The organism is Mycobacterium sp. NGS29, assembly GCF_059812965.1.
Genome location: NZ_JCALDR010000007.1, coordinates 26,352 through 47,732 on the forward strand (window position 1 = coordinate 26,352; position 21,381 = coordinate 47,732).

21 protein-coding genes are annotated in these 21,381 nt (G+C 66.1%); 11 read left to right on the forward strand and 10 right to left on the reverse strand.

The features are described from left to right. Window positions 1-6 precede the first annotated feature (6 nt). The 3 genes from AC5Y5Z_RS11905 to hisN form a co-directional block, all read right to left on the reverse strand. On the reverse strand, window positions 7-1,209 hold the full coding sequence (locus AC5Y5Z_RS11905) for an acyl-CoA dehydrogenase family protein (protein WP_499925284.1): 1,203 nt from the start codon (window positions 1,207-1,209) through the stop codon (window positions 7-9). A 21-nt stretch (window positions 1,210-1,230) separates the two neighbouring features. Further along, a complete protein-coding gene (locus AC5Y5Z_RS11910; protein WP_463827631.1) occupies window positions 1,231-2,616 on the reverse strand; it encodes an acyl-CoA dehydrogenase family protein in 1,386 nt (461 codons plus the stop codon). Between the two features lie 81 nt (window positions 2,617-2,697). Beyond that, a complete protein-coding gene (hisN, locus tag AC5Y5Z_RS11915; protein ID WP_499925285.1) occupies window positions 2,698-3,477 on the reverse strand; it encodes a histidinol-phosphatase in 780 nt (259 codons plus the stop codon). A 23-nt stretch (window positions 3,478-3,500) separates the two neighbouring features. On the opposite strand from hisN, the gene AC5Y5Z_RS11920 reads away from it, so the two are divergent. Next, on the forward strand, window positions 3,501-3,833 hold the full coding sequence (locus AC5Y5Z_RS11920) for a hypothetical protein (RefSeq protein ID WP_463827633.1): 333 nt from the start codon (window positions 3,501-3,503) through the stop codon (window positions 3,831-3,833). 48 nt (window positions 3,834-3,881) lie between these two features. Further along, the gene (locus AC5Y5Z_RS11925) at window positions 3,882-4,271 is read left to right on the forward strand and encodes a hypothetical protein (RefSeq protein ID WP_499925287.1); all 390 of its coding nucleotides are present in this window, start codon (window positions 3,882-3,884) and stop codon (window positions 4,269-4,271) included. A gap of 24 nt (window positions 4,272-4,295) precedes the next feature. Here AC5Y5Z_RS11925 and AC5Y5Z_RS11930 read toward each other — a convergent pair whose 3' ends face one another. From AC5Y5Z_RS11930 to AC5Y5Z_RS11940, 3 genes are read right to left on the reverse strand one after another with little or no spacing between them, the layout of a single operon-like run. Continuing rightward, a complete protein-coding gene (locus AC5Y5Z_RS11930; protein WP_463827634.1) occupies window positions 4,296-5,093 on the reverse strand; it encodes a slipin family protein in 798 nt (265 codons plus the stop codon). Beyond that, on the reverse strand, window positions 5,090-5,713 hold the full coding sequence (locus tag AC5Y5Z_RS11935; protein ID WP_499925288.1) for a hypothetical protein: 624 nt from the start codon (window positions 5,711-5,713) through the stop codon (window positions 5,090-5,092). Before AC5Y5Z_RS11935 ends, AC5Y5Z_RS11930 begins: the two co-directional genes overlap by 4 nt. Window positions 5,714-5,716: 3 nt before the next feature. Beyond that, window positions 5,717-8,047 carry a nitric-oxide reductase large subunit gene (locus AC5Y5Z_RS11940; RefSeq protein WP_463827636.1) on the reverse strand — a complete coding sequence of 777 codons (2,331 nt, stop codon included), beginning with the start codon at window positions 8,045-8,047 and terminating at the stop codon, window positions 5,717-5,719. 178 nt (window positions 8,048-8,225) lie between these two features. Here AC5Y5Z_RS11940 and AC5Y5Z_RS11945 point away from each other — a divergent pair, with 178 nt between their 5' ends. The 3 genes from AC5Y5Z_RS11945 to AC5Y5Z_RS11955 are packed head-to-tail and all read left to right on the forward strand — an operon-like array spanning window position 8,226 to window position 11,393. Next, on the forward strand, window positions 8,226-9,008 hold the full coding sequence (locus AC5Y5Z_RS11945; RefSeq protein WP_473139132.1) for a universal stress protein: 783 nt from the start codon (window positions 8,226-8,228) through the stop codon (window positions 9,006-9,008). Window positions 9,009-9,030: 22 nt separating this feature from the next. After that, window positions 9,031-9,684, forward strand: a complete 654-nt coding sequence (gene dosR / locus AC5Y5Z_RS11950) for a hypoxia response regulator transcription factor DosR/DevR (protein ID WP_463827638.1) — start codon at window positions 9,031-9,033, stop codon at window positions 9,682-9,684. Then, window positions 9,681-11,393 carry a GAF domain-containing sensor histidine kinase gene (locus AC5Y5Z_RS11955; RefSeq protein ID WP_463827639.1) on the forward strand — a complete coding sequence of 571 codons (1,713 nt, stop codon included), beginning with the start codon at window positions 9,681-9,683 and terminating at the stop codon, window positions 11,391-11,393. The genes dosR and AC5Y5Z_RS11955 overlap by 4 nt, the downstream gene beginning before the upstream one ends. Here AC5Y5Z_RS11955 and AC5Y5Z_RS11960 read toward each other — a convergent pair whose 3' ends face one another. After that, window positions 11,394-12,371 carry an Acg family FMN-binding oxidoreductase gene (locus tag AC5Y5Z_RS11960; RefSeq protein ID WP_463827787.1) on the reverse strand — a complete coding sequence of 326 codons (978 nt, stop codon included), beginning with the start codon at window positions 12,369-12,371 and terminating at the stop codon, window positions 11,394-11,396. A 144-nt stretch (window positions 12,372-12,515) separates the two neighbouring features. Between AC5Y5Z_RS11960 and AC5Y5Z_RS11965 the strand changes: the two genes are divergently transcribed. Further along, window positions 12,516-13,895: a WS/DGAT/MGAT family O-acyltransferase gene (locus AC5Y5Z_RS11965; protein WP_499925290.1), complete on the forward strand. Its 1,380-nt coding sequence runs from the start codon at window positions 12,516-12,518 to the stop codon at window positions 13,893-13,895. A 19-nt stretch (window positions 13,896-13,914) separates the two neighbouring features. Here the strand turns inward: AC5Y5Z_RS11965 and AC5Y5Z_RS11970 are convergent, their stop codons facing one another. Beyond that, a complete protein-coding gene (locus AC5Y5Z_RS11970) occupies window positions 13,915-14,343 on the reverse strand; it encodes a pyridoxamine 5'-phosphate oxidase family protein (RefSeq protein WP_473139129.1) in 429 nt (142 codons plus the stop codon). After that, on the reverse strand, window positions 14,340-15,335 hold the full coding sequence (locus AC5Y5Z_RS11975; RefSeq protein WP_463827642.1) for an Acg family FMN-binding oxidoreductase: 996 nt from the start codon (window positions 15,333-15,335) through the stop codon (window positions 14,340-14,342). The genes AC5Y5Z_RS11970 and AC5Y5Z_RS11975 overlap by 4 nt, the downstream gene beginning before the upstream one ends. 172 nt (window positions 15,336-15,507) lie before the next feature. On the opposite strand from AC5Y5Z_RS11975, the gene AC5Y5Z_RS11980 reads away from it, so the two are divergent. After that, window positions 15,508-15,711, forward strand: a complete 204-nt coding sequence (locus tag AC5Y5Z_RS11980) for a hypothetical protein (protein WP_463827643.1) — start codon at window positions 15,508-15,510, stop codon at window positions 15,709-15,711. A 10-nt stretch (window positions 15,712-15,721) separates the two neighbouring features. Further along, a complete protein-coding gene (locus tag AC5Y5Z_RS11985; RefSeq protein WP_463827644.1) occupies window positions 15,722-17,308 on the forward strand; it encodes an FAD-binding oxidoreductase in 1,587 nt (528 codons plus the stop codon). 3 nt (window positions 17,309-17,311) lie between these two features. Here AC5Y5Z_RS11985 and AC5Y5Z_RS11990 read toward each other — a convergent pair whose 3' ends face one another. Next, window positions 17,312-18,670 (reverse strand): FAD-dependent oxidoreductase, encoded by a 1,359-nt coding sequence (locus AC5Y5Z_RS11990; RefSeq protein ID WP_499925292.1) that lies wholly within the window; start codon window positions 18,668-18,670, stop codon window positions 17,312-17,314. Window positions 18,671-18,779: 109 nt separating this feature from the next. Between AC5Y5Z_RS11990 and prfB the strand changes: the two genes are divergently transcribed. The 3 genes from prfB to AC5Y5Z_RS12005 are packed head-to-tail and all read left to right on the forward strand — an operon-like array spanning window position 18,780 to window position 21,341. Further along, window positions 18,780-19,895, forward strand: coding sequence for a peptide chain release factor 2 (gene prfB / locus AC5Y5Z_RS11995; protein WP_463827646.1), 1,116 nt, complete (start codon window positions 18,780-18,782; stop codon window positions 19,893-19,895). Continuing rightward, window positions 19,885-20,883, forward strand: a complete 999-nt coding sequence (locus AC5Y5Z_RS12000) for a mechanosensitive ion channel family protein (RefSeq protein WP_463827647.1) — start codon at window positions 19,885-19,887, stop codon at window positions 20,881-20,883. The genes prfB and AC5Y5Z_RS12000 overlap by 11 nt, the downstream gene beginning before the upstream one ends. Then, window positions 20,880-21,341 (forward strand): Rv3103c family proline-rich protein, encoded by a 462-nt coding sequence (locus AC5Y5Z_RS12005; protein ID WP_463827648.1) that lies wholly within the window; start codon window positions 20,880-20,882, stop codon window positions 21,339-21,341. The genes AC5Y5Z_RS12000 and AC5Y5Z_RS12005 overlap by 4 nt, the downstream gene beginning before the upstream one ends. Window positions 21,342-21,381 lie beyond the last annotated feature (40 nt).

The window sequence follows — 21,381 nt, forward strand, 5'->3', positions numbered from 1 at the left end:
CGGCGGTTACTTGAGTTCGGCCGAGGACAACCCGAGCAGGCGGCGGGCGACCACCAATTGCTGAATCTGTTGGGTGCCTTCGAAGATGTCCAGGATCTTGGAGTCCCGTCCCCACTTCTCCAGCAGCGTCTGCTCGGAATATCCGGTGGTGCCGGCTAATTCGACAGTCTTCAAGGTGACATCGGTGGCCATTCGGCCGGCTTTGGCCTTGCTCATCGACGCTTCTTTGGAATTGGGGATGCTGTTGTCGGCCTGCCACGCGGCGCGCAGCGACAGCAGGTAGCTGGCTTCCCAGTCAGACTCCATCCGCAAAAATTCGGCGGCGGCGGCACTTTGCACGTGCGAGGGCCGATCGTAGTCGATCTCGACCCCGGCGTTGGTGAGGATCTTGCGGATCTCCTCCAGCGCGGCGCGCCCGATGCCGACAGCCATGGCCGCCACGATCGGCCGCGTGTTGTCGAACGTCTCCATCACTCCGGAAAAGCCTTTGCCCACTTCGATTTCCGGGTTGCCCAGGATGTTGTCCTTGGGGATACGGGCGTTGTCGAAGCGGATCACCGCGGTGTCCGAACCCTTGATGCCGAGCTTGTGCTCGAGCCGCTCCACAGTGACGCCGGGGTGCTCGCGGGGTACGACGAAGGACTTGATCGCCGCCCGGCCGGCCGACTTGTCCACCGTGGCCCACACCACGATGTGGGTGGCGCGCGAACCCGCGGTGACGAAGATCTTCTCACCGTTGATCACGTATTCGTCGCCATCAAGGCGGGCAGTGGTCGACACCGCTGCGGAGTCTGAGCCGAATCCCGGCTCGGTGATCGCCATTGCGGCCCACACCTTGCCGAAGCGTTCCAGTTGCTCCTCGGTCGCGACCGCGGAGATGGCCGCGCTGCCCAGGCCCTGATAGGGGATGGACAGCATCATCGCCAGGTCGCCCCAGCTGGCCTCGAGGGTCTGCACCAGCGCGGCCATGTTCGCGCCGTTGTGATTGTCTTCTTTGCTGTCGGCACCGCGCAGTTCGCCGGCCCCGGCAAAGCTGAACGAGTCCGATGCTCCCTCGAACAGATTGATCAGCGTGTCGAGCTCGACCGGATAGGCGTGTTCCTTCAGGTCGTACTTGCGGGCGATGGGCCGCACCAGCTCGGCGACACCCTGGTGGGTCTTGGTGATCACCGCTTGCAGCTTGCCCGGTAGCTCCAGATTGATTGCCATGATGAGTCTTTCGCCTAGAAGTTAGATGACCACAACGCCCTCGGCGACGCCGATGGCCCGCAGATCGCGGTACCAGCGCTCGACCGGGTGTTCCTTGGTGTAGCCGTGGCCGCCGAGCAACTGCACGCCGTCCAGGCCGATTTGCATGCCCTTATCGGAGGCGAATCGCTTGGCCAGTGCCGCTTCCCGGGCGAACGGTAGGCCCTGTTCGGCACGCGATGCGCCGCGCCAGGTGATCAACCGCAGTCCGTCGAGTTCGATGGCGATGTTCGCGCACATGAACGCGACGGCTTGCCGACGCGCGATCGGTTCGCCGAAGGCCTCGCGCTCCTTCACGTAGGGGACGACGTAGTCGAGCACCGCGTGGGAGGTTCCGACTGCCAGCGCGGCCCAACCCAGCCGGGCAAGGGCGATCGCTTCGGAGTAGTCGGCGTCGGCCGCGTCGTCCTCGCCCAGTCGGGCGTCCAGTGGCACGGTCACTCCGGAAAGGTGGACCTGTCCCAGGGCCGCCGCGCGGATTCCCATGCTCGGGTCGGCCTGGACGGTCAGTCCTTTGGCGGTCGACTCGACGATGAACAATGCGGGCTTGCCGTTGAGCTGGGCGCCGATGATGAACAGTTCGGCGTCAGCGGCGGCCGGCACCAGGGACTTCACGCCGTCCAGGCGGTAGCCGGACGGGGTGCGCACCGCGGTGGTCCGCAGCCTGGTCGGGTCGAACAGCGGCTGCGGTTCGGCAATGGCCACGCATGCCTGCGGCACGTTCTCACCGGCGAACTCGCCGAGGTAGGTCGACTGCTGGTCGGCGCTGCCCCAGTGGGTCAGTGCGGCCGCGACGCCGCCGGGCGCGAGGATCGGCAATGCCTGTCCCATATCGCCGTATGCCAGCGCCTCGGCGACCAGCACGTTGGTGACCGAGGAGCGGTGCTCGGCGATGCCGTCGAAGTCCTCAGGGATGTTGATGGCGGTGATCCCGAGCTCGGCAGCCTTGGCGATCAGACCGGCCGGGTAGCTCGCGGCCTCGTCGGCGTCGTGGGCGGCCGGACGCAGGATCTCGCCGGCGAACTCCTCGACGGTCTCGACGATCATTTTCTGGTCGTCGTCCGGTGTCAGGTCGAAGTAGTTCTTGCCGCTGGCTTTCAGTCGGGTCGGTGTACCCCGCAGGTTCTGCACCCGCTTGAACTGGCGACCCGCGGCGGCAGTGGTGGTGAACAACTGCTTGGTGCCGTACCGCAGCGCCCGATTCAGCGGATCGCGTAACCGATATTTGTCCAGGAATTCCTGGCCGACGATCGGCGTGATGAGCGCGATGGCGACGTCGACGCCGGTGCGTTTGTGCGGTTTCATCCCGATCTGGCGGTCATCGCGCTTCTTGGTGCGCGATCGGCTTTTCGAAACTGTGTCGGTCATGTCAGCAGCCTCTGTCGTTGGGGCGTTGCGAATAACCGTATCTTACTCCAGAGTAAGATAGATAGGCCCGTGTTAGTTAGTTCACAGGCTGCGCAGGCTGTTCAGCACCCGGTCATGCAGCAGGCCGTTGGTCGCGACCGCGCTGCCGCCGTGCGGTCCCGCGGTGCCGTCCAGGCTGGTGAACCGGCCGCCGGCCTCGCGCACCACAATGTCCAGCGCGGCCAGGTCCCACACCGATACCTCTGGTTCGGCCGCGATGTCGACGGCCCCCTCCGCCAGCAGGCAGTACGACAGAAAGTCGCCGTAGGCACGTACCCGCCAGACGGTGTCGGTCAGCGCGATGAAGTGTTCACGCAGGCCGCGATCCGCCCATCCGGACAGGCTGGAGAACGACAGACTCGCCGAATCCAGTTCCGCGACAGCCGAAACCGACAGTCGGCGCGGGGCCGCCCCGTTGATCGATGCAAATGCGCCTGCGCCGCTCGCCGCCCACCACCGGCGCTGCAATGCGGGTGCGCTCACCACACCGATCACCGGGACACCGTCGACCAACAGCGCGATCAGGCTGGCCCACACCGGGACTCCGCGCACGAAATTCTTGGTGCCGTCGATCGGATCGATGATCCACTGTCGTCCGCTGAAAGCGGCCGTCCCGCCGAATTCCTCGCCGAGCACGTCGTCGCCGCGACGACCGACCGCAATTGCCTCACGCAGCTCGGCTTCGACGGTGCGGTCGGCGTCGGTCACCGGGGTCAGGTCGGGTTTGGTGTCGATGCGGAGGTCGAGCGCACCGAACCGGGCGCGCGTCACCGTATCGGCCCGGTCGGCCAGATCCAGCGCGAACTGCAGATCGTCGCTCATTCCTGCAGTCCTACCATGGCGGTATGTGGCAATTCCTGGCGTTGATCATGCTGCTGGCGGTGCTGGCGATGTTCATCGTGCCCCGGTTCATCAAGCCCGGGCCACGCGGCGCACTGGCCAGCGGCACCCTGCTTGTGACCGGGGTCAGCCCACGGTCAGAGGAAGCCGGTGAGCAGTTGGTCACCATCTCCGGCGTCATGAACGGGCCGACCGTCAACGAGCATCCGGTCTACCGGCAAATGGTCGTCGACGCCGATCAGTGGCCGACGATAGGACAGCAGTTTCCGGTCGTGTATTCGCCCAAAAATCCGGATAACTGGAACTTCGCGCCACCAGAGCAGCTGCCGGGCGAGTAGTGCATCGACGCTGGTCCGCCCGTGGCTGCGGCCGTAGCATTGCCCAGTGTGTGGGCGGCTATTGGAGTTCTCCTGCTGGGCGTGCTGGCAGCGGTGGTGGTGTACCGCTGGCAGCCGTCGTGGTTGTCGCCGTGGTGGTCCAGTCGCAGCTACGGACCACGCGGTGAGCTGGCGAACGGCACGCTGCTGGTGACGGGGGTGAGCCCGCGGCCAAACGCAACGGGAGAGCAGTTCGTCACCGTCGCTGGGGCCATTTACGGGCCGACTGTCAACGAGCACGCCACGAGTCGGCAGCTCATGGTCGATGTCGGGCAATGGCCCGTCGCCGGTGCGCAATTCGGGGTGATCTTCGCACTCAAGAATCCGGATGATTGGGTGTTTTCTTCACCTAAGCCCCCGGGGAAGGACCTGGGCCCGCGTATCGGGTGGTACTGGTGAACGCTTTGGCCGTGAATTGACCCGTCAACCGTGGTGATTCACGGCATCCAGCGCGCCGCGCAGCGCGTCCGGGTTGCGCAGGAACGGCGTGATGATGTCGACGGGCAGTGGGAAGACCACGGTGGAGTTCTGATCGGCACCCAGCTCCAAAAGTGTTTGCAGATAGCGTAATTGCAGCGACGCCGGACTCTTTGAGAGCGTCTCGGCGGCCTGGCGCAACTCCTCGGACGCCTGCAGTTCGCCGCGGGCATTGATCACCTTCGCGCGGCGCTCACGCTCTGCCTCGGCCTCGCGGGCCATCGCCCGCTGCATCGACTCGGGAATCTCGACGTCCTTGATCTCCACTACGCGCACCTGCACACCCCAGGGTTCGGTCATCTTCTCGATGATGGTGCGCAGGTCGCTGTTCAGGTCCTCGCGGTGAGCCAACAGCGTGTCCAGGTCGACGCGGCCCAGCAGCGAACGCAAGGTGGTCTGGGCGATCTGGGAGGTGGCCATCGCGTAGTTCTCCACGGCCAGAATCGCTTTCAGCGGTTCGGTGACCGAGAACATGACCACCGCGTTGACGCGGGCCGGCACGTTGTCGCGGGTGATCACCTCCTGCGGCGGGATGGTGAGCGTCACCAGGCGCTGGTCGACGCGAACCATTCTGTCCACCAACGGGATCAGGAACCGCAGTCCCGGCTGGTACAGCGGACGGATGTGACCCATCCGGAACACCACCCCGCGCTCGTACTCCCGTAGCACCGACAGCGAGACCACGGCGAGTCCGACGAGCAACACGATCCCGAGGACGACCACACCGATCACCAAACCGGTCATGTCTTGTTCTCCTTGCCTTCCCATCCTCCCCAGCGGGTGGAGTAGCGGTCGACCGCGGCAGCCACCTGGTCCTCGATCGCGGTCCGGTGTGGTAAGTGGTCCGGCGCGTTGGCCGGGGTGTTCCACAGGTGCCGGGCAAGCGGCAGCCCGAGCAGTGTGATCACCGTGATGGTGCCCGCCAACACCAGGACATCAGCCGGCGTGTGGTTGGTGACCATCATCGCCAGCGGTAGCACAATACCGAAAGCCGCTACGCTGCAAGCGATCCCGCGGTGAAAACGGCCGGCTTCCGAATGCGGCCACGGATCGACCTCACGGCTGATCTCGCGTCCGTGGTTCGACGTGGTGCAGGTGGACTTGACCGGGCAGCTGTTGCACACGATGGGCAGTGCCCGGTAGCGCATCACCCGGTGCTTGGGATCGAACGAGGTCGGCCACAGCCAGTGATCCCGCGGGCACACCCAGGCGTCATGGTCGGGCCGGTAACTGAATCGCCCGCTGCGCCAAGCCGCTGCGCGTGCTGAGGCATGCCGTGCCATCAGGTCGAAACACCACCCGATGGCCAGCAGCAGCAGCGAATAGCCGGCGATCAGCCATACCGACGTCGCGGGCGCGGCCATCTCTCAGTCCTTCGCCGTTGTCGGCTCCACCGCGGTGTTCTCGGTGTACAGCGCATGTTCGGGCAGCTCGTCCACCGTTGTGCCGGACCGGAAGTTGCGCAGCGCCAGCAAGGCCATCCAGACGAACGGCAATATGCCACCGCCAATCAGGATGATGTCACCGGGCATCCGCAGCCATTCGAGTACCGCGTTGCCCGGTTTGGTGATGTAACCCAGGGTGCGCGCCTCGAAGTAGCCGTCGTTGACGGAGTGGTACAGCTGCATCACGCCCAATGGCAGCAGTGTGACGAACACCATCCAGGCGAGTCCGATGTTCATGCACCAGAACGAGATTCGGGCCAACTTCTCCGGCCACTTGTCGGCCGGGATCACATAGCGGAACGCGAACATCGCCAGTCCGACGGCGAGCATCCCGTAGACACCCATCATCGCGGCGTGACCGTGATTGGCCGTCAGCGCCGTGCCGATCTGGTAGTAGGACACCACCGGCAGGTTGATCAGGAACCCGAAGATACCGGCTCCCAAGAAGTTCCAGAATCCCACGGCCACCAGGAACATCACCGCCCAGCGGTGCGGGAACGGGTTGGCGTCACCGGATTGCTGGCGTGCGCCGAGTTGCAGGAACGCCCACGCCTCCACGGTGAGGAATGTCAGCGGGATGACCTCCGCGGCGGAGAAGAACGCCCCAAGTGCCATGTGTTCCACTGGCGTTCCGGAGAAATACAGGTGATGCATGGTGCCGATGACGCCGCCGGCCGAGTACAGGATGACGTCGAGGAAGATCACCCCGAGCGCGATGCGTTCCCGCACCACACCCAGCAGCACGAACATGTACGCCACCATCACGGTGGTGAACAACTCCAGGAAGTCTTCGACCCACAGGTGCACCACCCAGAACCGCCAGAAGTCGGCGACGGTGTAGTGGGTGTCGCTGGTGGCCAGCAGGCCGACGGCGTAGAACGCCGGAATCGCCAAGCCGGAGAAGAAGAACAGCCACGGCATGTTCATCTTCGACTCACCCTTGAGTCGGGCGCGGATGCCGCGCCAGATGATCGCGATCCACACGAACAACCCGACGACGAGCAGGATCTGCCACAACCGCGGCAGGTCGAGATACTCCCACTGCTGGGAGAACAGCCCGCCTTCGGGGATGACACCGTAAATGGACAGGGCTTCGCAGGTCAGTGAGCCGAACACCACCAGCGCGACCGCGCCCAGCAGGATGTAGGCAAGCAGCGCTTGACGTTTCGGCTCGCGACGCGCGATGAACGGCACCAGGAAGATACCGCCCGCCAGGAACGCTGCCGCCGTCCAGAACAGGGCCAACTGCAGATGCCAGGTGCGGGCCAGGTTGTAGGGCAGTATCCGGGCCAGATCAAAGCCGAAGAACGTCGACAGGTCGGCGCGGTAGTGCTCGGCCGCCGCACCCAGCAGCGCTTGGGCCAAGAAGAGCACCGAAACGACCGCGAAGAACCAGATGGTGGCTCGTTGGGCCGGCGTCAGGCCCACCTCACCGGGTTGCCGGAAAGACAGCGTAGAGGTCTCAGCGCCGTGCCAACCGACCTTCTGGCTCCAGCGGCCGTAGACGGCGAACATGATGCCGATACCGCCCAGCAGCGCGATCAGCGACAGCGCCGACCACACGATGACCGCCGCGGTAGGACCGTTGTCGACGCGCTGCTCGGCCGGCCAGTTGTTGGTGTAGGTGTATTTGTGCCCGGGCCGTTCGGCCGCGGCTGCCCAAGCGGTCCAGGCGAAGAACGCCGTCAACTGACGAATCTGCGTCTTGTCGGTGATCAGGTGTGGCAACAACCCGTATTTGGTGGAGTTCTCACCGAAATAGGCTGCGTAATGATTTTGCAGGTGGTCGAAGGCCGCGGCCTGGTGAGCGGTGAAGGACAGCGTCTTGGTGTCGGGGTTGTAGCGGTTGGTGCGGAATTCGGTGACAACTCGTTGGCGCGGATCTGCGACGCCTTCGGCGCGAAATTGGTCGGCGACGTCGTCGGTCGCCATGCGCAGGTATTCGGCGGTGTAGTCGGGTCCCAGATAGGCGCCGTGACCCAGCACCGACCCGTACTGCATCAGCCCGCGGGCCTGAAAGAGCTCTTGGCCCTTGGTGATGTCGTCGCTGGTGAACAGTGTTTGTCCGGTTTCGCTGACCACCTTGTCCGGCATCGGCATGGCCGCCGTGTAGGTCCGGTAGGCCAGGATGCCCATGACCAGGAAACCGAAGATCATCACCAGGGCAACCCCCTGGACCCAGCCCTTACCCACTAGCGGCTGGGCGGACGGCTGAGCGGGATTCGGCGTGGACGATACCTCTTGAACAGCCATTTGCAGGATCTCCTGTCTGGGCGATGGGCTGTATCGCCGGGCGCTGGCAATGGTATTTGCGCGCTCACCTGGTGGCTAGGGACTAATGGCCCGGATCCGGGGACCAACTCCTCTGGGAATCGATCCGGCCCGCTCCTAACGTTCGGATTAGCCGGAAAGACCGAAGGAGGAGACCACGATGAGCGGCCGCGAGCCTGGTCCTGCAATCGTCGTCGGTATCGACGGATCGAAGGCCGCGTTGCACGCGGCGGTGTGGGCCACCGATGAAGCCATTGAGCGTGATGTTCCGCTGCGACTGATCTACGTCATCGATGCGTTGCAGAGCGCCGGGATCGAAAGGTGCCGGGCAGCCGCGCGCGCCGCGCTGTACGACGCATTCCGGGCGATCAGAGCAACCGGCAGCGACGTCACCGTCGAAACCGACATCCGATGGGGTAAACCGCTCAACAAGTTGATGCAGGAGTCCAGGTCGGCCGCGATGATCTGTGTCGGCTCGATCGGCCTCGCCCATGCCCGTAGCGGCCAGGGATCGGTCGCGGGCGCCCTGGCGGGATCGTCGCTGTGCCCCGTGGCAGTGATCCACCGCAGGCCCGACGGCAGCACAACCCCCGAGATCAGCCGGGTAGTCGTGGAGGTGGAGAATGGTTCGGTGCTGCGACACGCGTTCCGGGAGGCCCGGCTGCGGGAAGTCCCGTTGCGTGCCGTTTCGGTGCAGGCGAAGCGCACCACTGATCAGAACGGTTTACAGCAGGCACAATTGGACCGCCGCTTGAGCAGGTGGACGCGGTTGTATCCCGATGTCCGGGTCGAGTCGGCGGTGGTGCCCGGCCATTCCTGCCGCTACCTGGCCGACTACGCCGGACCGGGGCAGCTGTTCGTCACCGACGCGCATACCGCGCAGGTGTGCAGTGTCTACAACGCGGGATCCTCGGTGCTGACCGTGCGGTGCAGCAACTTGTAGGGACCGAATTCGGAGGGGCGCGTTGGTAAGAGTCTTCCTGGTCGACGACCACGAGGTGGTGCGGCGCGGTCTCATCGACTTGCTCGGCGCTGACCCCGAACTCGACGTCGTCGGCGAAGCCGGCTCGGTGGCCGAGGCGATGTCACGGATACCGGCGGCCAACCCCGACGTGGCGGTCCTCGATGTCCGGTTGCCCGACGGCAACGGCATCGAACTGTGCCGAGATCTGTTGTCCCGCATGCCCGAATTGCGATGCCTGATCCTGACCTCCTACACCTCTGACGAGGCGATGCTGGATGCGATCCTGGCCGGCGCCAGCGGGTACGTGGTCAAAGACATCAAAGGCATGGAGCTGGCCCACGCCGTCAAGGAGGTGGGTGCGGGCCGGTCATTGCTCGACAATCGAGCGGCCGCGGCCCTGATGTCCAAACTGCGGGACGCCACCGAGAAGCCTGACCCGTTGTCGGGCCTCACCGACCAGGAACGCACGCTGCTGGGCCTGCTCAGCGAGGGTCTGACCAACAGACAGATCGCGGACCGGATGTTCCTCGCCGAGAAGACGGTGAAGAACTACGTCTCCCGGTTGCTGGCCAAGCTCGGCATGGAACGGCGCACCCAAGCCGCCGTGTTCGCAACGGAATTGAAGCGCTCGCGGTTACCCGGTGACGGACGATGAACCAGGACGAGCCGAGCCTGCACCCGTTCCGGCAGACGTTGTCCCAGCTGCGGCTGCGCGAGCTGCTGGTCGAGGTGCAGGACCGGGTCGAGCAGATCGTCGAGGGCCGCGACCGGCTCGACGGTCTGCTCGAGGCGATGTTGGTGGTCACCTCGGGTCTCGAGCTCAACGAAACGTTGCGCAGGATCGTGCGCTCGGCGACCAATCTCGTCGACGCCCGCTACGGCGCGCTCGAGGTGCACGATCGGGACAACCGGGTCCTGAACTTCGTCCACGAAGGCATCGATCCGGAAACTGTCAAGCGGATCGGCCACCTGCCCGAGGGGCTCGGTGTCATCGGGCTACTCATCGACGAACCCAAAGCGCTACGGCTGGACGACCTTTCGCGACATCCGGCCTCGGTTGGATTCCCCGAGCACCACCCGCCGATGCGGACGTTCCTCGGGGTACCGGTCCGGGTGCGCGACATCTCATTCGGAACGCTGTATCTGACCGACAAGACGAACGGACAACCGTTCAGCGAAGACGACGAGGTCCTGGTTCAGGCGCTGGCCGCCGCCGCCGGTATCGCCATCGCCAACGCACGGCTGTACCAACAGGCCAAGGCGCGCCAGTCGTGGATCGCGGCGACCCGCGACATCGCCACCGAGTTGCTGTCCGGCACCGAACCTGCCACGGTGTTCCGGCTGGTCGGCGAGGAGGCGATCAGCCTGACTGCAGCCGACGCCGCGCTGGTCGCGGTGCCGCTCGACAGCAGCGCAACGGCCGCCGACGTCTCGGAGTTGCTGGTGATCGAGACGGTCGGTAGCACGGTCGAAACCATTGCCGGACAGACCATTCCGGTGGCGGGCACCGCGTTGGGCGAGGTATTCGTCAACGGCACGCCGCGGCAGATCGCCCGGCTGGACCTGGACGGCGCAGCGGGGCCGCTCGCCGCAGGACCAGCGCTGCTGCTGCCGCTGCGCGCCGCCGACACCGTCGCCGGCGTCGTCGTAGTGTTGCGTCAGGGTGCAACGCAATCCTTCACCGACGACCAACTCGAAATGATGGCCGCGTTCGCCGATCAGGCCGCACTGGCCCTGCAATTGGCCACCTCGCAGCGCCGCATGCGCGAACTCGACATCCTGACCGACCGCGACCGCATCGCGCGCGACCTGCATGACCACGTGATCCAGCGGTTGTTCGCGGTCGGGCTGTCCCTACAGGGGACCGTGCCCCGGACCATGGAACCCGAAGTGCGGCAACGGCTCTCCGAGGCGGTCGACGATCTGCAGGCGGTGATCCAGGAGATCCGGACCACCATCTTCGATCTACACGGCGCCTCGCAGGGCATCACTCGGTTGCGGCAGCGAATCGACGCCGCCGTCAGCCAATTCGCCGCAGCCGGATTGCGTACCTCTGTGCAATATGTCGGCCCGCTGTCCGTCGTGGACAGCGCATTGGCCGAGCACGCCGAGGCGGTGGTCCGGGAAGCGGTGAGCAACGCCGCGCGCCACTCGCAGGCCACCACCCTGACAGTGCGGGTGCGCGTCGACGACGACCTGTGCATCGAGGTCAGCGACAACGGCCGCGGCATGCCGGGTGACTACACCGGCAGCGGTCTGATCAATCTGCAGCGTCGGGCCGAGGAGTCGGGTGGTGAGTTTCTCGTCGAGAACCTGCCCACCGGCGGCACGTTGCTGCGCTGGTCGGCACCGTTGCTCCAATAACTATTCGGGCCAGTCGACGACGCGCGCCAACCGGCGCCGAGGCGTCGCCGGCAGCGGATCGGCGTTGATCGGGGCCCAGCCGACGCGCAGCAGCATCTGCGGGTAGCCGCGGGCGCCGAACACGTCGGCGCGGATCGCGTCGCGGGTCGCCGCGATCTCCAGCGGTTCGGTGATCGGGCAGCACGCCAGACCCATCGCGGTGGCGGTGAGCAACACGATGCTGGTGGCTTCCCCGGCGCGCAGTTGCGCCAACCGGTCGTCGTTCTCGGTGCCCAGCGCCAGGATGGTGCTGCTGTCGTCAGCGGGGGAGATGCCCGACGGTTGCGCCAGCCCAGGTCCGGCGAACAGGCGGCCGGGAATCGGGGAGCTGGGGTCCGACGGCGGAGCGCTGCGGGCCGGAACACCGGCCACCGCGCCGTACCGGCCACTCCACGTGGTCAGCTCGCGCATGTAGGCGTCGTTACCGGCATGGTCCGAAACCGCCTTGCCCACAATCTCTTTCATTCGGTCCAGCGCGTCGATCTGGCGCAGCATGACTCCGCTGCGCGCAGCCCGGGCGGCCATCTGCGCGACGTCGCCGCCAGGTACCGGCCAGGAACTGTAGGCACGGCGATCGGTTCGCCGCCGCGGAATGGCCGCCGCCAGTGCGATGTCAGGTTGGTCGGGAGGCTGCGGCACCACCTCGAGGGTGGCCAGGTGACGCGAGTTGTCGGGATCGGGGAACCGACTCACCTTCGCGTGCCAACCCATCGACGCCAACGCGACCACGCAGTGATGCAGCGCGACACCGCAACTGATGATCAGATCGCGCCCGTCCGGGTCGGTGTTCTCCAGCTGCATCTCCGGCTCGGAGAACAACTCCAGACGTGCGGCACGCACCCGCCAGCGCCACGGCTGGGTGTTGTGAATCGACGGTGCGCGGGTGGCCAGAGTGAGGACCGTCCGCAGCGTGTCGGCATCGGGGAACTGGGCGTTCATGGGTGCCGAGCCCTTCCTATCGATGACTGTGGTCATCGTTTTAGGATCGTCCGCCGGCCGCTGCCAGGGCAGGGCACGAAGCCCCGGCGGTGTGGGACCTTTGGCCCTGCTGCACCCGGCCTGCACCGGCGGATAGTAACCATCATGGAGCACCTGAGCAGCTTGGACGCCGGGTTTCTGAAGGCCGAGGACGCTGATTCTCGGGTGAGCCTGGCCATCGGAGGTCTCGCGCTCATCGAAGGCCCGGCCCCCGAGCAGGACGCATTGCTTTCGTCGTTCAGCGAACGCATCCGCGGTTGTCCGCGGTTCGGGCAACGGCTGCGGTTGCACACGCTGGATCTCGGCGCACCTGAGTGGGTGGTGGATCCTGACTTCGACATCGAGCGGCACATACGGCGCGTCGCGCTACCGCATCCCGGTGGCGACCGGGAGCTGTTTCGGTTGATCGCCGATGTGATGGCGCGGCGGCTGGACCGCGATCGGCCGCTGTGGGAGGTCTGGGTCATCGAGGGACTCGCCGACGAGCGCTGGGCGATGCTGACCAAGCTGCACCATTGCATGGCCGACGGCATTGCGGCCACGCACCTGCTGAGCGGGTTGTGTGATGACGGCGTGGGCGGCCACAGTTTCGCCCACAGCGCCGTCCGCGCTAGGGAAAAGCCTTCCGCCCCAAGGACAACACTGATCGGTGGATTGTTGAACACCTCGGCCGCGCTGACCGCGGGGATCGTCCGCGCCGTGCAGGGCGCGAGTGAGATCGCGGCAGGCTTGTTGAGGCCGGCTGCGTCGTCGCTCAACGGACCGCTGTCGGATCTGCGCCGGTACAGCGGGGCGCGGGTGGCCATGGCCGACATCGACCTGATTTGCCGGACGTTCGACGTGACTGTCAATGATGTTGCGCTGGCGGCGATTACCGAAAGCTACCGCAACCTCATGATCGAACGCGGCCTGAAGCCGGTGCGCGATTCGCTGCGCACGCTGGTACCGGTTTCGGTTCGGTCGGCCGACGCGTTCGACAAGACCGACAACCGGGTGTCGTTGATGCTGCCGAATCTGCCGGTGGACGAAGAGAATCCGGTGCAGCGGCTGCGGACCGTGCATGACCGGTTGGGCCGGGCCAAGGCCAGCGGCCAGCGGCAGGCGGGAAACATGTTCGTGTCCTTGGCAAATCGTATTCCCTTTGCACTAAGCGCGTGGACGGTCGGATTACTGATGCGGTTGCCGCAACGAGGCGTGGTGACAGTGGCGACGAACGTGCCGGGACCGTCCCGGCCGCTTCGGGTCATGGGCAGGAACGTCGTCGGGCTCTACCCCGTCCCGCCCCTGGCCATGGACCTGCGGACCGGCGTGGCGATGCTCAGTTACGCCGACCACCTGTTCTTCGGAATCCTTGCCGACTACGACGTGGTGGCCGACGTCGACCAACTGGCCCGCGGCATCGAAGCCGCGGTGGCGCGTCTGGTGGCAATCAGCAAGCGCCGCAGGAATCCTCCCAGCCGCGGGCCGCTGTCACTGGTCGTGTGAAAGGCGCGGACCCGAACCGCTATGACGCCGTCTCGTTGCGGTCGGGCTCCGGGCCGAACTCGAACCGGCGGCCGGTGACGTCGGTCGGGGTCACCCGCACGTAATTGGGCTTGTTCGTTGCCGTCCACGGATACAGCCCGGCGCGGTCGGCTTTTTCGATGTCGGCCTCGGACTTCAACAGTTGGGCGCGACCGCGCACGATCACGCTCCAGCCCTCGACGACGTTGTGGTCGTCGGCCTCGAAGAGCACGGTGCGATTGGCGACCGCAGAGAACAGTTTGGTGCCTTCGGCAGTCCGGAACAGCACGGTGCGGTCCTGCGCCACGTAGTTGACGGGGAAGATTTCCGGCTCGCCGGCAAAGTTGGTCACCAGCCGACCGAGCGAGGCGGTGCCCAGCAGGTCCCAGCTTTCGCTCTCGGACAGGATGGTGAATGGCTCGTCGGTCATCGGCTCAGCCTTTCGGGTGACGAGTGGCGGATTTCCAGGACGGCAGCCAGCGGACGGCGCGGTGTCGGTGCCGGTCGGGGCTCCATCATGGGGGATACCCCGACGCGGATGAGCAGTTGCGGCTCGCCGCGCCCCCCGATCAGTTCACGCACGATGGCGCGACTCTGGGACGATTCGATCAGGTGGGTCAAGGTGCAGGTCGCCATTCCGGTCATGGTGCACTCCAATAGCACCGTCGAGAGTACTTCGCCGCACTGCAGCACATCGGCTCTCGTGTCCTGCGGTGTCGACAGAATCAGAATCGTCGACCAGTCGGCGGCGATCTCCGGACGCCGGTCCCGGTGGTCCCGGACCGGAAATTCCCGCGCGACATCGACCCGTCGGCGCTCGGTCTCGGACGGCAGGGCGGTTGCCGGCATTCCCTGCGCAAGCGTGAACTGTGAAGTCCACCAATCGAGTTCGGCGTGATACGTGGTGTCGTCGCGACGAAGTGCCGCGCTGAGCCGCGACGCCTGCACCAGGCGGTCGCGGTCCTGGTCGGCCAGGACGTCGAGCGCAACGGCGTCGTCGGCGAGAACGCTGCGCAGTACCGGTTCGAAATCGGCCCAGTTTCTGGGGGCGTCGAAGGGCAGCCGATCGGTGCGGCGGTGCAGAATTGCCGCCGCCCGGGTGTGCTGCGCCGGGGTGACGTGATCGAGCGGACTGAAATGCATCGTCGCCACATGCGCAGGGTCGTTCGGGTTCGGAAAGCGGGCGACGCCGGTGCGCCAACCCGCAGCGGTCATCGCGACGCGGAAATGGTCAAGTGCGCTGCCGCAGCTGAGGAGGGCTTGGCGGCCCGAAGGGTCGGCGGCCGGCACCGTCCGGTTGCGATCGGCGAAGAGGTGGACCGCCCCGTCCTCGACGACCCATCGCCAGGGTTGGCTATTGTGCACCGACGGCGCCCGGCAGGCCAGCTGGACTGCGTTTCTGACGACTTCGAGGTCCACCATGACGACGTTACGGCTGACACTTTCGGACCGGTAGGGACCTTGGTCATAATCACCAGCGGTACCAACAGTTTTCAGGCATTCCGACGCGGATCGCCGCGGCGGTCGCCGGTCGGAGCCGACGAACCTGAATGACTCCGCTTGCAATGTCGTGCCCACCTGGCATTCTGAACGGATGGCAGGCAAGGAGATCGATCCGATTCGGGCCAAGAGTGCGCTGGCCGTGATCAGGCAGAACCCGGGGATCGTCCTGTTCGCGGTGTCGCCGCTGATCGGCGTGGTGGCCGTCGTCTGGTACCTGCTCGGTGCCGGCTGGGGTATCGCGTTGGCGCTGGCGCTGCTGGTCGGCGGCGGTGCCTTCGTCATGCTCAAGCGCTGACGAGTCCGGCATGCGTTCGTGGTGGGGGTGGGGCACACTCGAGCAGGCCCTCACCGATCAGGAGACCAAGGACCTGGTGGCCCGGATGGCGGCCATGCTGCCCGGACAGGATCTGACGGACCACCGTCCGCCGGATCCGGCCGCGCTCGGGCTGCCCGGGCCCCGGATCACCCCGCCCGCGACGTTGAGCGCGCTGTGTTCGGCGCATCTCATCGACCGGGTGGGCCACGCGCGCGGCAAGGCGTTTCGGGACGTGGCGCGCAACCTGCAGGGCACCATCGATCATGTCCCCGATCTGATCGTGCGGCCGCGACGCGAGCAGGACGTGATCGACGTACTGGATTGGTGTGGGCGGGAAGGGATTTCGGTCATACCCTACGGCGGAGGCAGCTCGGTGGTGGGAGGCGTCGAGCCGCGCTTCGAGGGGCCCGCCGTCACCCTCGATATCAGCGCGATGAGCGCCGTGGTCGAGGTCGACGCCGTCAGCCGCGCCGCCCGAATCCAGGCCGGCGCGCTCGGCCCGTGGATCGAAGACCAACTCCGCCGCCACGATCTGACGCTGCGGCACTTTCCGCAGTCGTTCGCCTTCTCCAGCCTCGGCGGCTGGCTGGCCACCCGCGCCGGCGGGCATTTCGCCACGCTGTACACCCACATCGACGACCTCACCGAATCGGTGCGGGTGGTCACCCCCACCGGGATCAGCGAATCGCGGCGGCTACCGGGGTCCGGGGCGGGCCCGTCCCCGGACCGGCTGTTCATCGGCTCCGAGGGCACCCTCGGCGTCATCACCGAAGCCTGGATGCGGTTGCAGAACCGGCGCCGCTGGCAGGTCACCGCGTCGGTCGCGTTCGACCACTGGGCCGGCGCGGTCGCTGCGACCCGGTCAGTCGCGCAAGCCGGGCTCTTCCCGGCGAACTGTCGGCTACTGGATCCCGCCGAAGCGTTCCTCAACGCGGGCACGTCGGTCAGCGGCGGGCTTCTGGTGCTGGCTTTCGAATCCGCGGATCACCCGATCGACCCGTGGCTCACCCGGGCGCTGGAGATCGCCGCCGAATACGGCGGCACGGTGATTTCGCGCCGGAGCCGCGACTCCGACGGCGACAAGTCCAGCGAGACGGCCGACGCCTCGGAGTCCTGGCGTTCGGCGTTCTTGCGGATGCCGTATCAACGCGACGCCATGGCACGCCGCGGTGTCATCGCTGAAACCTTCGAAACCGCCTGCACCTGGGATGGATTCGACGCTCTGCATGCCGCGGTCACCGACGCCGCCCGGGCCGCGATCAGCCGGGTCTGCGGCACCGGAGTGGTGACCTGCCGGTTCACCCACGTCTACCCTGACGGACCGGCGCCGTACTACGGCATCTATGCGGGCGGCCGGTGGGGATCGCTTGACGCGCAGTGGGACGAGATGAAAGCCGCTGTGTCCGAGGCGATCAGCGCCACCGGAGGCACCATCACCCACCACCACGCGGTCGGTCGCGATCACCGGCCGTGGTACGACCGGCAACGTCCCGGCCCGTTCGCCGCGGCGCTACGTGCGGTGAAGCACACGCTGGACCCGGCGGGGATCCTCAACCCCGGAGTGCTGGTGGGATAGCGATCAGCCGTGCCCGATGTGCAGCAGTTTGGCGAGGTTGGCCAGTTTCACCCGCGGACGCCCGTGCGGTTCGCCCGCCGACCGCTCGAACTGGTCGATGAGATCCCAGTGGGCTGAGGTGACCACTTTCGGTTGGCGTTCGAGCAACCAGTCGGCGAGCTTGTCGGCATGGTCCTCGGGCCGTTCGGCAGCCCTGGCTTCGGCCAGGTCGGCCAGCACCGTGTCGACGGTGTCCTGGGAGTCGGACTTGTTGGTCCCGATCACCCCGGTGGGGCCGCGCTTGATCCAGCCGACGACGTACTCGTTGCGGCTGCCGTCGATCCGGCCGTCGCTGTGCGGGATGGTGCCCCGCTTCTCGTCGAACGGCAAACCGGGCGTCGGCTTGCCGCGGTAGCCGACCGAGCGCACCACCAGTTGCACCGGCAGTTCCTCGCGCTCGCCGGTGTCCTTGGCCGACACCCAGCCGTTGTCGTCGGTGACCAATTCGTTGCGGCCCAGGACGATTCGCTCGACGCGTTCGTCGCCCTTGATCTCGATCGGAGATGTCAAGAAGCGGAACACAATTCGCCGGTGGCCCGGTCGCGGCTCCCGCTGCGCGTAGTCCCGCAGCACTTTGATGTTCTGCTTGGTCGTCTTGCCTGCGGCCTCGGCGGCCTCGTCGGTGATGTCGGCGAACTGGGCGGGGTCCACGATCACGTCGACCCCGTCGAGCTCACCCAACTCGCGCAACTCCAGCGTGGTGAACGCCGTCTGGAGCGGGCCGCGGCGCCCGATGACGACCACCTCTTCCACACCGCGCGGTCGCAGCGATTCCAGCGCGTGGTCGGCGATGTCGGTCTGTCCCAGCACGTCGGGGTCGGTGACCAGGATGCGGGCGACGTCGATCGCAACGTTGCCGTTGCCGATCACGACGGCCCGGGCGCCGGACAGGTTCGGTGTCTTCTCCTCGAAATGCGGGTGGGCGTTGTACCAGCCGACGAAGTCGACGGCGGAGATGCTGCCGGGCAGATCCTCGCCGGGGATGTTCAACGGTTTGTCCGACTGCGCGCCAATGGCGTAGATCACCGCGTCGTACTGCTCGGCGAGCTCACTGGCGTGCACGTGCTCGCCGACCACCACGTTGCCGAAAAAACGGAAACGCGGATCACCGGCGATCTTCTCGAACTGTTTGCTGATCGATTTGATCTTGGGGTGGTCGGGGGCGACGCCGGACCGCACCAGGCCCCACGGGGTGGGCAGCATCTCGAGCATGTCGACCGCGACAGTGAGGTCGTCGGACGCGTCGGCGGCCTTGAGCAGGGATGCGGCGGCAAAGAAACCCGACGGACCGGAGCCGACGATCGCAACATGATGGGAACGCATGTCGTGCCTTCTGTTCGTGCTCGACTGCACGCGAGGGCCGGCGTCACAGTCGTGCGTTGCACTGATGGTCTCCTGATGCTAGACGGTGCTGCCGGTAACGTGGGCGCCTGTGGAACTTGACCGTCAAGCAGAAATCGCCGCTCTGGACTCCACCCTCACCACGGTGGAACGGGTGCTCGATGTGGACGGTCTGAAGAGCCGGATCGAAAAGCTCGAAAAGGAAGCGTCCGACCCTAATCTGTGGGACGACCAGGCGCGCGCGCAGAAAGTCACCAGTGAGCTGTCGCACACCCAGGGTGAGCTGCGCCGGATCGAAGAGTTGCGGCAACGCCTCGACGACCTGCCGGTGTTGTACGAACTGGCCACCGAAGAAGAGGGAGCCGAGGGCGATTCCGCGCTCGCCGAAGCCGACGCCGAGCTCAAGGCGTTGCGCGCCGACATCGAAGCCACCGAAGTGCGTACTTTGCTGTCCGGCGAGTACGACGAACGTGAGGCCTTGGTCACAATTCGCTCCGGAGCGGGCGGGGTCGACGCCGCCGACTGGGCCGAGATGCTGATGCGGATGTACATCCGGTGGGCTGAACAGCACAAATACGGCGTTGAGGTGTTCGACACGTCCTACGCCGAGGAGGCCGGGATCAAGAGCGCGACCTTCGCCGTGCACGCACCGTTCGCCTACGGCACTCTCTCGGTCGAACAGGGCACCCACCGTCTGGTGCGCATCAGTCCGTTCGACAACCAAAGTCGACGTCAGACGTCTTTCGCGGAGGTGGAGGTGCTCCCGGTGGTGGAGACCACCGACCACATCGAAATCCCCGAAGGCGACCTGCGGGTCGACGTCTACCGGTCCAGCGGGCCGGGCGGGCAATCGGTCAACACCACCGACTCGGCGGTTCGACTCACCCACATCCCAACCGGTATCGTCGTCACTTGCCAGAACGAGAAGTCGCAACTGCAGAACAAAGTTTCGGCGTTACGAGTGCTTCAGGCAAAGTTGTTGGAGCGCAAGCGTTCCGAAGAACGCGCGGAGCTGGACGCCCTGAAAGGTGACGGCGGCAGCTCCTGGGGAAACCAGATGCGGTCCTATGTACTGCACCCATATCAGATGGTCAAGGATCTGCGCACCGAGTTCGAAGTGGGCAATCCTGCGGCTGTCTTGGACGGAGACATCGACGGGTTCCTGGAAGCAGGGATCCGCTGGCGTAACAGAAAAGATGACGACTAATACAACGGCTATTTCTTTGAGGCTCGCCGATGCGGCGCAGCGCTGGCACGACTTCTGGCGCGGTCAGATCGGCGAATGGATCATCACCCGGGGCCTGCGGATCGCCATGCTGGTGATCGCGGCCATACTCGCCGCGCGGTTGGTGCAGTGGGTCGCCCAGCGGGTGACCAGCCAACTCGACGAGGGCTTCGCCGAAAGCGACGCCCTGGTCCGCTCGGAGGCAACCAAACACCGCCAGGCGGTCGCATCGGTGATCTCCTGGGTGTCGATCGTGCTGATCTCGATCGTGGTGATCGTGCAGATCGGCAGCGTGCTGCAGTTCTCGGTGGGCGGATTGATCGCGCCGGCGACAGTGGTGGGCGCCGCGCTGGGCTTCGGGGCCCAGCAGCTGGTCAAGGACCTGCTCTCGGGCTTCTTCATCATTGTCGAGAAGCAGTACGGGTTCGGTGACCTGGTGTCGCTGACGGTCTCGGGGATCGCCGCCGAGGCCCGCGGCACCGTGGAGAACGTGACCTTGCGGGTCACCCGGCTGCGCTCCTCGGACGGGGAGCTGTTCACCATTCCCAACGGTTCGATCGTCAAGACGATCAACCTGTCCAAGGACTGGGCGCGCGCGGTAGTCGACATCCCCGTCTCGACCAGCGCCGACCTCAACCGGGTCAACGAAGTCCTGCATCAGGAGTGCGAGCGGGCACTCGAGAACCCGCAGCTGGGCGACCTGCTGCTGGACGCGCCGACGGTGATGGGTGTCGAGAGCATCGAACTCAGCACCGTCACACTGCGGCTGGTGGCCCGCACCCTGCCGGGCAAGCAGTTCGAGGCCGGCCGCCAGTTGCGGGTGCTGGTCATCCGGGCACTGGCCAAGGCGGGCATCGTGACGGCGGCCGATGCCACCGTGGGCGTCGTCGACGACGGCGGTGTCGCCGATCCCGAGGCCGGTGAGGGAACCGACCTGGACAAGTCCGCGGGTCAGGTGACGCGCCGATGAAACTCGAACTGAACCTGCTGAACAAGCGGCGGGAACCGGGGGAGCGTCGGGCGCCGAGTCACCTGTTCGGTGGTCGCGTCCGCACGTCGACCATCGTCTTGATGGTGGCGTTCCTGGCCATCTGGTGGGCCTACGAGACGTACCGCCCGCAGGAGCAGGCGCCGAGCCCCGCCCCGTCGTCGCAAATGGTACCGCCGGGTTACGTGCCGGACCCCGACTACACCTGGGTGCCGCGCACCAGGGTGGAGCAGCCGCAGCGCACGCTGACGCCGACACCCACCACCACCACGACGACGACGCCGCCGCCACCGCCGCCGACGACGACCACGACGACGACCACGCCGTTGATCCAGTTGCCGTGTATCCCGCCGTTCTGCACGCCGACGTCGACGCCCAGTCCGATTCCGTCAGCGCCACCGCAGCAACCGGGACCCGTCCCGCCGGCGCCGGCTCGCTGATTCTCGCGGCCCGGCGAGACACCCCGCTACACTGGCGTGC

What these genes read in the sequence shown, in the direction of transcription:
- AC5Y5Z_RS11965 (WP_499925290.1), top strand. Translation starts at nt 12,516, where the DNA reads ATGGAGCACCTGAGCAGCTTGGACGCCGGGTTTCTGAAGGCCGAGGAC.
- AC5Y5Z_RS11975 (WP_463827642.1), bottom strand. Translation starts at nt 15,335, where the DNA reads ATGGTGGACCTCGAAGTCGTCAGAAACGCAGTCCAGCTGGCCTGCCGG.
- AC5Y5Z_RS11955 (WP_463827639.1), top strand. Translation starts at nt 9,681, where the DNA reads ATGAACCAGGACGAGCCGAGCCTGCACCCGTTCCGGCAGACGTTGTCC.
- AC5Y5Z_RS11960 (WP_463827787.1), bottom strand. Translation starts at nt 12,371, where the DNA reads ATGAACGCCCAGTTCCCCGATGCCGACACGCTGCGGACGGTCCTCACT.
- AC5Y5Z_RS11935 (WP_499925288.1), bottom strand. Translation starts at nt 5,713, where the DNA reads ATGGCCGCGCCCGCGACGTCGGTATGGCTGATCGCCGGCTATTCGCTG.
- AC5Y5Z_RS11940 (WP_463827636.1), bottom strand. Translation starts at nt 8,047, where the DNA reads ATGGCTGTTCAAGAGGTATCGTCCACGCCGAATCCCGCTCAGCCGTCC.
- hisN (WP_499925285.1), bottom strand. Translation starts at nt 3,477, where the DNA reads ATGAGCGACGATCTGCAGTTCGCGCTGGATCTGGCCGACCGGGCCGAT.
- AC5Y5Z_RS11910 (WP_463827631.1), bottom strand. Translation starts at nt 2,616, where the DNA reads ATGACCGACACAGTTTCGAAAAGCCGATCGCGCACCAAGAAGCGCGAT.
- AC5Y5Z_RS11945 (WP_473139132.1), top strand. Translation starts at nt 8,226, where the DNA reads ATGAGCGGCCGCGAGCCTGGTCCTGCAATCGTCGTCGGTATCGACGGA.
- AC5Y5Z_RS12005 (WP_463827648.1), top strand. Translation starts at nt 20,880, where the DNA reads ATGAAACTCGAACTGAACCTGCTGAACAAGCGGCGGGAACCGGGGGAG.
- AC5Y5Z_RS11930 (WP_463827634.1), bottom strand. Translation starts at nt 5,093, where the DNA reads ATGACCGGTTTGGTGATCGGTGTGGTCGTCCTCGGGATCGTGTTGCTC.
- AC5Y5Z_RS11985 (WP_463827644.1), top strand. Translation starts at nt 15,722, where the DNA reads ATGCGTTCGTGGTGGGGGTGGGGCACACTCGAGCAGGCCCTCACCGAT.
- AC5Y5Z_RS11920 (WP_463827633.1), top strand. Translation starts at nt 3,501, where the DNA reads ATGTGGCAATTCCTGGCGTTGATCATGCTGCTGGCGGTGCTGGCGATG.
- AC5Y5Z_RS11990 (WP_499925292.1), bottom strand. Translation starts at nt 18,670, where the DNA reads ATGCGTTCCCATCATGTTGCGATCGTCGGCTCCGGTCCGTCGGGTTTC.
- AC5Y5Z_RS11970 (WP_473139129.1), bottom strand. Translation starts at nt 14,343, where the DNA reads ATGACCGACGAGCCATTCACCATCCTGTCCGAGAGCGAAAGCTGGGAC.
- AC5Y5Z_RS11980 (WP_463827643.1), top strand. Translation starts at nt 15,508, where the DNA reads ATGGCAGGCAAGGAGATCGATCCGATTCGGGCCAAGAGTGCGCTGGCC.
- AC5Y5Z_RS12000 (WP_463827647.1), top strand. Translation starts at nt 19,885, where the DNA reads ATGACGACTAATACAACGGCTATTTCTTTGAGGCTCGCCGATGCGGCG.
- AC5Y5Z_RS11905 (WP_499925284.1), bottom strand. Translation starts at nt 1,209, where the DNA reads ATGGCAATCAATCTGGAGCTACCGGGCAAGCTGCAAGCGGTGATCACC.